The sequence below is a fragment of the Allobosea sp. GW821-FHT09G06 genome, assembly GCF_059416005.1.
The window spans coordinates 252,088-265,469 of sequence record NZ_JBWKOI010000004.1 but is presented as its reverse complement, the minus strand read 5'-3'; the positions used below and the strand labels follow the sequence as shown (position 1 = coordinate 265,469).

Sequence of the window (13,382 nt, the reverse complement as noted above, 5' to 3'; positions counted from 1 at the left end):
CCTGCCCTGGTTACTGCTGCGGCGCCGCTGGCGGCGTCGGCGGCTGTGCGCCGCCTTGATTCTGGTTCTGCATCTGGCGCAGCTGGTCGAGCACGCCACCGGCATTCGGAGCGCTCGGGCCGGCCGGCGCGCCGGGCGTCGCCGGGGCCGAGGTCGCAGGCGCGCCATCGATGATCGAGCGCTGCGTGCGGCCGGTATTGGCCATCACCGCGAGCACGATCGAGGTCAGGAAGAACAGGCCGGCGAGGATCGCCGTGGCGCGGGTCAGGGCATTGGCCTGGCCGCGGCCGGTCATGAAGCCGCCGACGCCGCCCCCGCCGCCGGAGCCCATGCCGAGGCCGCCGCCTTCGGAGCGCTGCAACAGCACGACGCCGACGAGCGCGACGACGATGATCAGGTGGATGACGATGAGAACGTTCTGCATGGTCTCACGAAAATGGGCATGGCGCGGGCCGCCGCCAAGGGCCACCCGCTCCTCCTCGAAGATCGAGGCGAATTCGGCGCGGCACATAACATGCGTGGACCGGCAGCGCCACCCCTGCGTGCCGGCCTATTCACGTGGGAGTGCTCAGACGGCGCAGGCCCGGGCGATCGCCAGGAATTCCTCCGCCTTGAGGCTGGCGCCGCCGACGAGAGCGCCGTCGACATGGGCGACATTCATCAGTTCGGCAGCGTTCGAGGGCTTCACCGAGCCGCCATAGAGCAGGCGCACGCCGGCCGCTTCCTGCTTGCCGAGCAGGCGCCCGAGCTCGGCGCGGATCGCCTCATGCATCTCGGCGACATCGGCCGCCGTCGGCGTCAGCCCGGTGCCGATCGCCCAGACCGGTTCATAGGCGACGACGAGCGTCGCGGCCGTCGCGCCATCCGGCACGGAACCGCGCAACTGCTTCTTGACGACGGCGAGCGCCTTGCCGGCCTCGCGCTCGTCCTTGGTCTCGCCGACGCAGACGATCGGCACCAGCAGCGCCTTCTGCGCAGCCTCGGCCTTGGCCTTCACCGTGGCGTTGGTCTCGCCGTGGAGCGTGCGGCGCTCGGAATGGCCGACGATGCAGAAGCTCGCGCCCGCGTCGGTGAGCATCGCGGCGGAAACCTCGCCGGTGAAGGCGCCGGAGCCTTGCGTGCTGCAATCCTGCCCGCCGGTCGCGATGCGTGAGCCGATCAGCGCGGCGGTCGCTGCGAAGAGCAGGCTGGCGGGCGGGCAGATCGCGAGGTCGACGGCCGGCTTCAGTGCGCCGTCGTAGCCCTTCGCGACCTCGGCCGCGATCCCGAGGTCGGCCTTCAGGCCGTTCATCTTCCAGTTGCCCGCCACCAGCGGCTTGATGCTGCGCGTCACGTCGATCCTCCGAAATTCGTTCTCCCGGCTCTAGCAATGCCCGGCCGGCGCCGCAATCGCATGCGAGGCCGCATGGCGACTGTGACGGCGATTGCGGCTTTCGCCGTCGGTTCCTATAAGCAGCGCCGGCAAATACGCGCGCGGGCCCGTTTCCGCGCCACGAACAGGTTCAGGGAAAGACAGCTTCCATGATGATGCAGGGCATCCGCAAGGCGGGTCAGGGTTTCTTCGGGAAGCTCGTCATCGCGATCATGTTCAGCTTCCTCATCATGTCCTTTGCGATCTGGGGCGTGGGCGACATCTTCCGCGGCTATGGCCGCAACGAGGTGGCCAAGGTCGGCACGACCGAGATCGGCCTCGAGCAGATGCGCACCGCCTATCAGAACGAGATCCAGAACCTGATCCGCCAGCAGCGCCGGCAGATCTCGCCGGAGATGGCGCGCGCGCTCGGCCTCGACCGGCAGGTGCTCTCGCGCCTGCTCACCGAGGCGACGCTGGACCAGACGGCGCAAGGCATGCGCCTCGCGGTCTCCGACGAGACCATCCGCAACCTGATCTTCGACGACCAGGTCTTCCGCGACGCCTCCGGCCAGTTCTCCTCGGCCCGGTTCAACGAATTGCTGCGCACGAACGGCTACACCGAGCAGAGCTATGTCGCCCTCCAGCGCTCGACCATCCTGCGCCAACAGCTCTCGGAGATGGTCGTCGGCGGCCTCTCCGCCCCGCTCGCCCTGCAGGAAGTCGGCAACCGGCTGCGCAACGAGAAGCGCACGATCACCTTCGCCCGGATGCCGGCGAGCGCCGCCGGCGAGATCGCGGCCCCGACCGAGGACCAGCTCAAGAGCTTCTTCAACGACCGCAAGGCCGCCTTCCGCGCGCCGGAATTCCGCACGGCCAACATTCTCGCGATCACGGCCGAGACGCTGGCCGACCCCGCCAAGGTCACCGACGACGAGGCCAAGGCGCGCTACGACGCGACGAAGGCCCAGCGCTTCACCGCCGTCGAGACCCGCACCGTCCAGCAGATCCCCTTCCCCAGCGAAGAGGAAGCGCAGGCCGCCAAGGCGAAGATCGATGGCGGCGAGACCTTCGACGAGATCGCGACCGAGCGGAACGTCGCCTTCAACGACCTGACGCTCGGCACCTTCACCCGCGATCAGATGATCGATCCCGCCGTGCGCGATGCGGTCTTCGCCCTTGAGGAGGCCGGCGTCAGCGCGCCGGTCAAGGGCGCCTTCGGCACGGTGCTGCTGCGCGTGACCAAGGTCGAGGGCGCGCATGTGCGCCCGCTCGAGGAGGTCATCATCGAGGTGAAGCAGGAGCTGGCCACAAGCCGCGCCGCCACCCAGATCACCGAGCTGCATGACAAGATCGAGGACCAGCGCGCCTCGGCCCGGCCGCTCGCCGAGATCGCCAAGGAACTCAACCTCACCCTGCGCACGGCCGGCCCGATGAATGCCGGTCTCGGCAGGCCGGACGGCTCGCGCGAAGAGGCTCTGCCCGGCGGCGACCCGACGCTGCAGGCGATCTTCCGCTCCGATATCGGCATCGACAACGAAGCGATCCGCCTCCCCCGCAACGCCGGCTATGTCTGGTTCGACGTCACCAAGATCGACCCGGCGCGCGAGCGCGCCTTCGACGAGGTCAAGGCCGAGGTCGAGAAGCAGTGGCGCGCCGACGAATCGGCCACGCGGCTCTCGGCCAAGGCGCGCGAGCTCATCGAGCGCCTCGACAAGGGCGAGAATTTCGACGCGGTCGCGGCCTCGGCCAACCTCACGATCGAGACGGCTGCCGATCTCGGCCGCCAGGAGCAGCGTCCGGAATTGCCGGGCACGGTTATCGCCCAGGTCTTCGGCACCACCGTGGGCAAGAGCGGCTCCGCCGCCACGCCGGATGGCGGACGCATCCTGTTCAAGGTCGATTCGGCGACGGTAGCTCCTTATGTCCGCACGACGCAGGAGGCCGGCAATTTCGAGCGGCTGCTCTCGTCCAGCGTCAGCGAGGACATCATGTTGCAGTATGTCGCCAAGCGGCAGGCCGAGCTCGGCGTCAGCATCAACGAGGCCGCCTTCCGCAACGCGACCGGCGGGGCACAGAACTGACGATGCAGCCGCTCCAGGAGTTCGAGCACTTCGCGCAGACCTACGAGACCGGCGCCCCGCAATTGCTGCGCCAGGTGCTGGTCGGCGATTGCGAGACGCCGGTCGCCGCCTTCCTGAAGCTGCGCCACGCCACGACCGGCCCGGCCTTCCTGCTCGAATCTGTCGAGGGCGGCGCCGTGCGCGGCCGTTACTCGATGATCGGGCTTGAGCCCGACCTGATCTGGCGCTGCCATCACGGGCAGGCTTCGCTCTGCCGCACGGCTCTGGGCGAGAGCTTCCTCGACGATCCGCGCCCGGCCTTCGAAAGCCTGCGCGCACTTCTGGAAGAGAGCGCCATTCCGGAGGCGGAAGGGCTGCCGCCGATGGCCTCCGGCGTCTTCGGCTATCTCGGCTACGACATGGTGCGCCTGATGGAGCGCCTGCCCGAACCGAAGGAAACCGGTACGGGCGTGCCCGACGCCATCCTGACACGGCCGACGCTGATGGTGGTGTTCGACGCCGTGCGCGACGAGATCCATGTCGTGACGCCGGTCCGGCACATGCCGGGCGTCGGCGCGCGCCATGCCTATGAGCGGGCGCAGGAGCGGCTGGAAGCGGTGGTGCGGGCGCTGGAAGGCGCCCTCCCCGCCGAGGCTGAGATCGACATCGCCAACCTGCCGGTCCCGGCAACCACCTCGAACACGAGCGAGGCCGATTATCTGGAGATGGTCGGCAAGGCGAAGGAATACATCCGCGCCGGCGACATCTTCCAGGTCGTGCTGTCGCAGCGCTTCGAGGCGCCTTTCGCCCTGCCGCCCTTCGCGCTCTACCGGGCGCTGCGGCGGGTCAATCCGGCGCCCTTCCTGTGCTATCTCGATTTCGGCGACTTCCAGATCGTCTGCTCGAGTCCCGAGATCCTCGTCCGCCTGCGTGACGACACGGTCACGATCCGGCCGATCGCCGGCACGCGACGCCGCGGCGCGACCGAGGCCGAGGACAATGCCCTCGCCGAGGAGCTTCTGGCCGATCCGAAGGAGCGCGCCGAGCACCTGATGCTGCTCGATCTCGGCCGCAACGATGTCGGTCGCGTCGCTGAGATCGGTACGGTCAAGGTCACCGATTCGTTCTTCATCGAGCGCTACAGCCAGGTCATGCACATCGTCTCGAACGTCGAGGGCAAGATCGACCCGAAGCACGATTCGCTCGGTGCCCTGATCGCCGGCTTCCCCGCCGGGACTGTGTCGGGTGCGCCAAAGGTCCGGGCGATGGAGATCATCGACGAGCTGGAGCGCGATGCGCGCGGCGCCTATGCCGGCTGCATCGGCTATTTCGGCGCCAATGGCGAGATGGATACCTGCATCGTGCTGCGCACGGCCGTGGTCAAGGATGGGCGCATGCATGTCCAGGCCGGCGCCGGCATCGTCTACGATTCGAACCCGGCCTCCGAGCAGGAGGAGTGCATCAATAAGGCCAAGGCCCTGTTCCGCGCCGCCGAGGAGGCGATCCGCTTCGCCGCCCGCAGCGGGCGCGGACAGTAAGGCATACGGCTGCCCCGGAACGCGGCTAGGTTTCCTCGGAAACCAGACGTCATCCCGGGCTTGACCCGGGATCCATCGGAGGCCTCTGGAGCTCTACGATGGATCCCGGAGCGGCGCTGCTGCGCAGCTTGTCCGGGATGACGACACCGTTGTGCCAAAGAATAGCGAGCCCGAAACGCAAAACGCCCCGCCGGTCCGGCGGGGCGTTTCTGTTTCTGCGTCCGGGTCAGTGAACCTTGCTGGTCAGTGAGCCTTGCCGGGCGTCGACGTCATCTTGTCCACCCAGGCGATGCCGATGGCGGAGAGGATGAAGACGACATGGATCAGCGTCTGCAACAGCACGCCGGCTTCGGTATAGCTCGCGGTCTTGCCGGCGATGCCGATATTGCCGGCTTCGATGAAGGTCCTGAGCAGATGGATCGACGAGATGCCGATGATCGCCATGGCGAGCTTGATCTTGAGCACGCTGGCATTGACGTGGCTCAGCCATTCCGGCTGGTCGGGATGGCCCTGCAGCCGCAGGCGCGAGACGAAGGTTTCGTAGCCGCCGACGATCACCATGATCAGCAGGTTCGAGATCATCACCACGTCGATCAGCCCCAGCACGACCAGCATGATCTGCTGCTCGCTGAAGTCGAAGGCATGGGTGACGAGGTGCCAGAGCTCCTTGAGGAACAGGAAGACATAGACGCACTGCGCCACGATGAGGCCGATATAAAGCGGCAGCTGCAGCCAGCGCGAGCTGAAGATGATGGCCGGCAGCGGCCTCAACGGGCCAAGCGCGGCGGGCTGGGCAGACGGGTCGCGCGGTTGCGCCATGGTCGGTTTCCGATCCTTCGAACAAAGTGTCGCTATGCGGATGCAGCGCTAGATGGCGAGGAAATTCCGTCTGCGCAAGCGCTTCGACGTTGCTTTCGCGAGCAAAAGCGACGGGAGCGTGACGGCCTATTTATGCCCGGATTGACTGCTAGCTTTCCCTGTGGTCACGGGACCGCTACATTCGAATCCAAACGGGGGAACATGCGGAGTTCCGCTCGCCTGGTACCGCAGAGGAGTTTCGTCATGATCAGGACGCTCGCCGTCGCTGCCGCCATTGCCGGCGGCACCCTACTCGCCCTGCCTGCATCGGCTGCCCCGTTCGCTCCCGCGGCCCCTGCCGTCGCCACGACGCAGGCCGGCAGCGATCTCATCGAGACCGTGCAATACCGCCGCTATGGCTACGGCCCGCGCTACTACGGCGGCTATCGCCGCGGCCCGGCCGTGGGCGCCGGCATCGCCGCCGGCATCATCGGTGGTGCGCTCGCCGCCGGCGCGTTCGCGGCCCCACCGCCGCCGCCGGTCTACTATTATCCCCCGCCGGCTCCGGTCTATGTCGAGCCGCCGGTGGTCTATGCCCCGGCCGTGCCGCGTGCCTATGGCTACAGCGTCGAGGACACCGACGCCGTGGCCTACTGCTCGCGCCGCTTCCGCAGCTACAACCCCGAGACCGGGACCTATATCGCCTCGGGCGGCGTCGTTCGCGCCTGCCCCTGACAGCAGGCGACAGCGCGATCGCAGACAAGGACTCCCCGCAGCGATGCGGGGAGTTTTTCGTTTCGGCCGGAAACGGCTTGTCATCATGGCGGCCGTCCCGCTTTATCCTGCCGGCAGCCTGAATCGGAGCATCGCGTGCGGATCGCCACCTGGAACGTCAATTCGGTCAGGCAGCGCCTCGGCCATCTCCTGGATTTCCTGAAGGAGGCCGAGCCCGACGCGCTCTGCCTGCAGGAGATCAAGTGCGTGGATGCCGATTTCCCGCGCGCCGAGATCGAGGCCGCCGGCTGGCAGGTCGAGACGCACGGACAGAAGACCTTCAACGGCGTCGCGATCCTGAGCCGCTCGCGGCTGGAGGATGTCCGCCGCGGCCTGCCGGGCGACGATGGCGACGAGCAGGCGCGCTATCTCGAAGGCGTGCTGCCGCTCGGCGACGGTGTGGTGCGCGTCGCCTCGATCTACCTGCCCAACGGCAATCCGCCCAATACCGAGAAATACCCCTACAAGCTCGGCTGGATGCAGCGCCTCACCACCCATGCCCGGATGCTCATGGAGCACGAGGAGCCGCTGGTGCTGGCCGGCGACTACAACGTCATCCCCGAGCCTCGCGACGCCCGCGACCCGGCCGCCTGGGTCAGCGACGCGCTCTTCCTGCCGCAAACGCGCTCGGCCTTCCGGGGTCTGACCAATCTCGGCCTGACCGAGGCCCTGCGCAGCACGACCGATGCGTCCGGGCTCTACACGTTCTGGGACTATCAGGCCGGCGCCTGGCAGCGGAACAACGGCATCCGCATCGACCATCTGCTGCTTTCGCCGCAAGCGGCGGACCGGCTCTCAGGCGTGACAATCGCCAAGCATGTCCGCGGCTGGGACAAGCCCTCGGACCATGTGCCGGTCATGCTGGAGCTGCACTGAAGCGGCTTCCGATCGGACTGCATCGCCGCCGCGCAGAATGCGGCCATGCAGTGATGCGCGGAACCCCAGTCAATCCGCGCTGCCGCGTCGGATTCCATCCTTGATGAAGACACGGAACGGCGTCGTCCCAGCAGCCTCATTGTCGAGTGAGCGCCATTTGCCGTTCGTGCAGAGCACTCCGCCCTGCGTCGCAACAGCGTCGAAGACGATGCTGTTGCGATAGACGGTGCCATTCGGCTCGATCGCCCGGAACAGTGTTTTGCACGTTCCGTCTGCGATGACAGGATCGTAGTCGTGAATCATGATCCCGCCGCCACCCGTGCTCGGAAATGGGTTCCGAAGAGGCGCCCAATCCTCGAACCGCTCCTGAGCGCCTGCTCCGTGGGACATGATGGAGGACGAGAAGGCAGCGAGGCAGAGTAGTGTGAAGGGGCGCATGGCAGGACTCCCAGCAGGATCTGCATGGGATACGGCAGCGCAGCCTTCTCAGATGCAACGCCTCAGTTCTGAGGCGCGGCGCCGTTGCGCGAGCTGCCAAGATGCTGGCGCTCGATCAGGGCCAAAGCCGCCGAACGGTCGTTGGCCGAGGCCGCCGCGAAAGCCACGTCATGGCGCTCGATGATCCAGGCCTCGCGGGCCGGATCGGCACCCTCGCGCGCCATGGCGAGCCACATCAGGCCGAGAACCGGCTGGCGCGGCACGCCCTCGCCACCACGGATCAGCATCTCGCCGAAGGCGGCGCGGGCCGGCGCATGGCCCTTTTCGGCCGCGAGCTTCATCCAGCGCGCCGCTTGGCGCGGGTCGCGATTGGCGCCCTGCCCGGTCATGTAGAGGCGGGCGAGATTGTACTGGCCGTCCGGGTCGCCGAAATAGGAGGCGGCATAGTGGAACATGTCGAAGGCCCGGTCGGGATTGGGCTTCACATAGCTGCCCTTGATCCCGTCCGAGAAATAGTTGCCGAGCGCGACGAAGGCGCTGCCGACGAGCCGGGCATCGGCCGTGCCGGGCATGGCGTCGGCATTCTCGTCCGCGATCTTCGAGAAATACTCGAAGGCCTTGAGATCGTTGGTCGGGACGCCCTCGCCGCCGGCATACATCCGGCCGAGCTTGTACTGGGCGGTGAGATGGCCCTGCGAGGCCGCGTATTCGAGCGCGCGCACGGCGCCGACCTTATTGCCGGCGGTGGAATCGCGCATCCAGGCCTTCAGCGCGTCGCGGGCGCTGGTGAAGGGCACGAGCGGCAGCGCGGTGTGGGCCGTGGGGGTGTCGGGGCCGGGGGCGACGGCAGCTGCGCCATGGCCGCCGGGCCCGGAATCGTCCGGCTCCGGCAGCGCCGCGCCCGGAATGGCGCGCGGCGGCAGCAGCGGCTTCGCGCCTGAGAAGTCCTGCGCCAGGACGGCCTGATGGCCGCCCAGCAACAGGAACAGGCATGCTATGGTTGAGCTAGATATCCGCATAGCAATGGGTTTCGGCCGCCCCTCCTGGGTGGGTGACGGCACCGCCTTTGGCGGAGCCGACGGTCTGCGCGTATTTCCACAGCGCACCGGAATTGTAGTCGGTCTTCCGTGGTTTCCAGTCCTTACGACGCGCTTCAAGTTCGGCATCAGAAAGGCGGACTGCGAGCTTTCCTGTGATGGCGTCGAGCTCGATGATGTCGCCGTCGCGGATCAGGCCGATCGGGCCGCCGACGGCGGCTTCAGGCCCGACATGGCCGACGCAGAAGCCACGCGTCGCGCCGGAGAATCGGCCGTCGGTGATGAGCGCGACCTTGTCACCCATGCCCTGGCCGTAGAGCGCAGCGGTGGTCGACAGCATCTCGCGCATGCCGGGGCCGCCCTTGGGACCCTCGTAGCGGATGACCAGCACGTCGCCGACCTCGTAAGTCCGGTTCTTGACGGCCTCGAAGGCATCCTCCTCGCGATCGAAGCAGCGCGCCGGGCCGGTGAAGACGAGCTGGTCCTCAGGCATGCCGGCGATCTTCACGATCGCGCCTTCCGGGGCGAGATTGCCCTGCAGGCCGACGACGCCACCGGTGACCGTGATCGGCTTGTCGGCGCGGTAGACCACGTCCTGCTGGTCGTTCCACTTCACCGAGGCCATGTTCTCGGCGATGGTGCGGCCGGTGACGGTCATGCAGTCGCCGTGCAGGTAGCCGGCATCGAGCAGGCTCTTCATCACCAGCGGAATGCCGCCGACCTCGAACATGTCCTTGGCGACATATTTTCCGCCCGGCTTCAGGTCGGCGATATAGGGCGTCTTCTTGAAGATTTCGGCGACCTCGAACAGATCGAAATCGATGCCGCATTCATGCGCGATCGCCGGCAGGTGCAGAGCGCCATTGGTCGAGCCGCCGGTCGCGGCGACGACCATTGCGGCATTCTCCAGCGCCTTGCGGGTGACGATGTCGCGCGGACGGATGTTCCGGGCGATCAGCTCCATCACCATCTCGCCGGCGGTGTAGCAGAAGGTGTCACGGACATCGTAGGGCGCCGGCGCGCCACAGCTATAGGGCAGCGCGAGGCCGATCGCCTCGGCGACGGTCGCCATGGTGTTGGCGGTGAACTGGGCGCCGCAGGAGCCGGCCGATGGGCATGCGACCTCCTCGAGCTCCTTCAGATCCTCGTCGGACATCGCGCCGACCGAATGCTTGCCGACGGCCTCGAACACGTCCTGCACTGTGACCGGGCGGCCCTTGAAATTGCCGGGCAGGATCGAGCCGCCATAGATGAAGATCGAGGGCACGTTGAGGCGCACCATCGCCATCATCATGCCGGGCAGCGACTTGTCGCAGCCGGCAAGGCCGACCAGCGCATCGTAGCAATGGCCGCGCATGGTCAGCTCGACCGAGTCGGCGATGACCTCGCGCGAGGCCAGCGACGACTTCATGCCCTGGTGGCCCATGGCGATGCCGTCGGTGACCGTGATCGTGCAGAACTCGCGCGGCGTGCCGCTGGCGGAGGCGACGCCCTTCTTCACGGCCTGGGCCTGGCGCATCAGTGAGATGTTGCAGGGGGCGGCTTCGTTCCAGCAGGAGGCGACGCCGACGATGGGCTGCGCGATCTGCTTCGCGGTCATGCCCATCGCGTAATAATAGGAACGGTGCGGGGCCTTGGCCGGGCCAACGCTCACATGGCGGCTCGGCAGCCTCGACTTGTCGTACACACGCCCGTCCATCGCCACTCGTCCTGTCCCCCGATCAGCACGGCGCGAAGATGTGCCACGCCATGCCTGCCGGGAGCAATCGCGCCCCTGAAAACTCGAAAAACGTCCGGAACCCTTCCCGGCTCCGCGCGTTACCCCCGATTTTGATATATCTCAGGCACTTAACGCAGCGTTTTGCTGGGCCTCGTTTGTGGCGGCTTCGCGGCGATTGGGGCGGCCGGGGTGGCACCGGACACCGATCCCGCCTGGGTGTTGCGCTGATGTCACAAAACCGGGGCCAGCAAGGTAATGTAACGGTGACTTCGGCGGCTGCGGGGCGCACGAGCCCGCGCTCTGGGGAGCCGCATGACGGCGGCTCCAGGCATGCTTCGGATGAGGGCTGGGTAGGCTTCGAACGGCCGCTCAGAGCACCATCGGCAGCACGAAGAAGCCGCCGATGATGACCACAAGCAGGGCCAGCGCCACCATCGGCAGGTGCTTCTCGATGAAGATGCGGATGTCGTCGCCGTAGAAGCGCAGGGCCACCGCGATCATCAGGAAGAAGCTGGCGCGCGAGACGACCATGCCGATCGTGAACTTCCACAGGTCGAAATGCAGGAAGCCGGACATGATCGTGACGATCTTGAACGGGATCGGCGTCAGGCCCTTGGTCACGAGCACCCAGAACCAGTAGTCCTGCGAGGTCGCGATCAGGCTGGCGGCCTTGTCCTGCAGGCCGTAGATGCCGATCAGCCAGGCGCCGACCGACTCATAGAGCAGCGCGCCGATCGCATAGCCGAGATAGCCGCCGAGCACCGCGCCGAGCGAGCAGATGCCGGCATAGAACCAGGCCCGGTCCGGCCTGGCGATACACATCGGAATCAGCAGCGGAATCGGCGGCAGCGGGCTGAACGAGCTTTCGATGAAGGTGATGCCGAAAAGCAGCCACGGGGCGGCGGGATGGGAGGCGTATGAAACGCACCAGTCATAGGCTCGCTTGAGCATCGTGACGAAACAACCGGTCCTGGGTTACTGGCATCGAGGCGCATGGCAGGCTTGCGCCTGATGCGCATCTAACCGTCTCGGTGGGAGAATGCCAGCGTTCTCTTACGCGAAGGTCAATTTGAAGACGGAGTCGTGGCGGGAACCGGGCACGACGCGATCACCTACGCGGGCGCCAGGCCGGGCTTGCCGGCCTCGGTGACGAAGCTCGCGCCCGTCACGACCTTGGCGCCGGCCTGCGTGACACGCTCGAGCAGGCGGTAATCCGCCTGCCAGCGCTCCTTGCCGACACTGTGGCGCATATAGCCGCGCTGACTGTTGAAATAGCGGATATGGGGGTTCTTCTGGAGCCCGACCCTGCCGGCTCGCGTCATCGCCGCACCGTCGCCGCCGGAGGTGATCGAGGTCGCCACGAATTCGACGCCGACCGTCGCTGAGGCCGGATCGTCGAAATTGGCCTTCAGCTCGCCAGCCCAGTTCTGGTGGATGTCCCCGGTCAGGACGATCGCATTGGCGATCCGCGCCTGCGTCAGCCCGTCGAACAGGCGCTGCCGCGCGGCGGCCGCGCCGTCCCACTTGTCCATGTGGTAGCTGGCGCCGCCGGCCTCCGGGTCATTGTCGCGTCGCATCATCATCACCTGCTGCGCCAGCACGTTCCAGCGCGCTCGCGGCAGGCGGAAGCCCTCGCTGAGCCAGGCCTCCTGGGCCGGGCCGAGCATCGTCTTGTCCGGAGCCAGCGCCTCGGCGCAGCGCGCCTGCCAGCCGCCGCCGCAAGGCTGGTCGGTGCGGAACTGGCGCGTGTCGAGCACGTCGATCTGGGCGAGATCGCCATAACGGAAGCGGCGATAGGCCTGGATCGCCGGACCGTTCGGCAGTGCGCTTCGCCGCAGCGGCATATGCTCGTACCAGGCCTGGAACCCGGCTGCCCGCCGTAGCGCGAAGATCTCGGGCGGCACGCCGGCCTCCTCGGAGACGAAGCCGGCCCAGTCATTGTCGATCTCGTGGTCGTCGAACGAAACCAGCCACGGCGCCGAGGCATGGGCCGCCTGAAGGTCGGGATCGAGCTTGTAGAGCGCGTAGCGGCGGCGATAATCGGACAGCGCGTAGATCTCGTCGGGATCGCCCGGCATCACCCGCGCGACGGGCAACGGACGATCGCCCGGCCGGATCGTGCGATACTCGTAGATGTAATCGCCATAGTGATAGACGAAATCGAAGCGCTCCTCCGCGACATGGCGGAAAGCGGTGAAGAAGCCGTCCTCATAGCGCTGGCAGCCGACCACGCCGAAACGCATCCGCTCGACGGCAGCCCCGGCCGCCGGAAAGGTCCGGCCGCGCCCCGCCTGGCTGCGCACGCCACCGCAGGTGAACCGGTAGAAATAGAAGCGATCCGGCTGAAGGCCACCTAGCTCGACATGGACGGCGTGGCCGAGTTCAGGCCGTGCCAGCCCGGTGCCGCGCTGCACGACGCGCGCGAAAGCCTCGTCCTCGGCGACCTCCCACGCGACCTCGACGGCCCGCATCGGCATGCCGCCATGCTCCGCCAGAGGGGTGGGAGCAAGCTTCGTCCAGATCACGAAGCCGTCCGCCGCGGGATCCCCCGAGGCGACGCCGAGCGAGAACGGATCGGCCGCGAAGACCGGGTTGGCCCAGAGCCGCTGCGCCTGGGCCTGCCCGCCCATGAGCAGCAGGCCCGAAGCCGCCAGCCCCTGCAGCAGCGATCGGCGCGAGGGCGTCCCGATCGCGGTGACGAAATCGTCGGGATCGAAACGTCCGAAGGCGTCGCGGCGAAACATGCTGGCTTCCCCCACTACCCTCGAACACGACCGCGGCGCGGCG

The 13,382-nt window shown here is 67.2% G+C and carries 12 protein-coding genes; 4 read left to right on the top strand and 8 right to left on the bottom strand.

Features of this window, described 5'->3' with window-relative positions:
* Positions 1-10: 10 nt before the first annotated feature.
* Both secG and tpiA read right to left on the bottom strand, forming a co-directional pair.
* Positions 11-424, bottom strand: coding sequence for a preprotein translocase subunit SecG (secG, locus tag AC07NY_RS20500; protein WP_257733041.1), 414 nt, complete (start codon positions 422-424; stop codon positions 11-13).
* 144 nt (positions 425-568) lie between these two features.
* A complete protein-coding gene (gene tpiA / locus AC07NY_RS20495; RefSeq protein WP_494585336.1) occupies positions 569-1,333 on the bottom strand; it encodes a triose-phosphate isomerase in 765 nt (254 codons plus the stop codon).
* Positions 1,334-1,521: 188 nt separating this feature from the next.
* Between tpiA and AC07NY_RS20490 the strand changes: the two genes are divergently transcribed.
* Positions 1,522-3,435, top strand: a complete 1,914-nt coding sequence (locus AC07NY_RS20490; protein WP_494585335.1) for a SurA N-terminal domain-containing protein — start codon at positions 1,522-1,524, stop codon at positions 3,433-3,435.
* 2 nt (positions 3,436-3,437) lie between these two features.
* On the top strand, positions 3,438-4,952 hold the full coding sequence (gene trpE, locus AC07NY_RS20485; RefSeq protein WP_494585334.1) for an anthranilate synthase component I: 1,515 nt from the start codon (positions 3,438-3,440) through the stop codon (positions 4,950-4,952).
* Positions 4,953-5,195: 243 nt separating this feature from the next.
* Here trpE and AC07NY_RS20480 read toward each other — a convergent pair whose 3' ends face one another.
* On the bottom strand, positions 5,196-5,771 hold the full coding sequence (locus AC07NY_RS20480; RefSeq protein ID WP_492286308.1) for a TIGR00645 family protein: 576 nt from the start codon (positions 5,769-5,771) through the stop codon (positions 5,196-5,198).
* Between the two features lie 243 nt (positions 5,772-6,014).
* On the opposite strand from AC07NY_RS20480, the gene AC07NY_RS20475 reads away from it, so the two are divergent.
* Positions 6,015-6,485: a BA14K family protein gene (locus AC07NY_RS20475; protein WP_492286309.1), complete on the top strand. Its 471-nt coding sequence runs from the start codon at positions 6,015-6,017 to the stop codon at positions 6,483-6,485.
* Positions 6,486-6,620: 135 nt separating this feature from the next.
* Complete coding sequence (gene xth, locus AC07NY_RS20470; RefSeq protein WP_492286310.1) at positions 6,621-7,400, top strand: exodeoxyribonuclease III; 780 nt, start codon at positions 6,621-6,623, stop codon at positions 7,398-7,400.
* A 69-nt stretch (positions 7,401-7,469) separates the two neighbouring features.
* On the opposite strand, the gene AC07NY_RS20465 is transcribed toward xth, so the two are convergent.
* The 5 genes from AC07NY_RS20465 to AC07NY_RS20445 form a co-directional block, all read right to left on the bottom strand.
* Positions 7,470-7,703, bottom strand: coding sequence for a hypothetical protein (locus AC07NY_RS20465; protein WP_492286311.1), 234 nt, complete (start codon positions 7,701-7,703; stop codon positions 7,470-7,472).
* 197 nt (positions 7,704-7,900) lie between these two features.
* Positions 7,901-8,818: a tetratricopeptide repeat protein gene (locus tag AC07NY_RS20460; protein ID WP_492286312.1), complete on the bottom strand. Its 918-nt coding sequence runs from the start codon at positions 8,816-8,818 to the stop codon at positions 7,901-7,903.
* A gap of 25 nt (positions 8,819-8,843) precedes the next feature.
* Positions 8,844-10,574 (bottom strand): dihydroxy-acid dehydratase, encoded by a 1,731-nt coding sequence (ilvD, locus tag AC07NY_RS20455; RefSeq protein ID WP_494585333.1) that lies wholly within the window; start codon positions 10,572-10,574, stop codon positions 8,844-8,846.
* Positions 10,575-10,964: 390 nt separating this feature from the next.
* Positions 10,965-11,546: a YqaA family protein gene (locus AC07NY_RS20450; RefSeq protein ID WP_492286314.1), complete on the bottom strand. Its 582-nt coding sequence runs from the start codon at positions 11,544-11,546 to the stop codon at positions 10,965-10,967.
* Positions 11,547-11,707: 161 nt separating this feature from the next.
* Positions 11,708-13,339 carry an alkaline phosphatase D family protein gene (locus AC07NY_RS20445; protein ID WP_494585332.1) on the bottom strand — a complete coding sequence of 544 codons (1,632 nt, stop codon included), beginning with the start codon at positions 13,337-13,339 and terminating at the stop codon, positions 11,708-11,710.
* Positions 13,340-13,382: the final 43 nt, after the last annotated feature.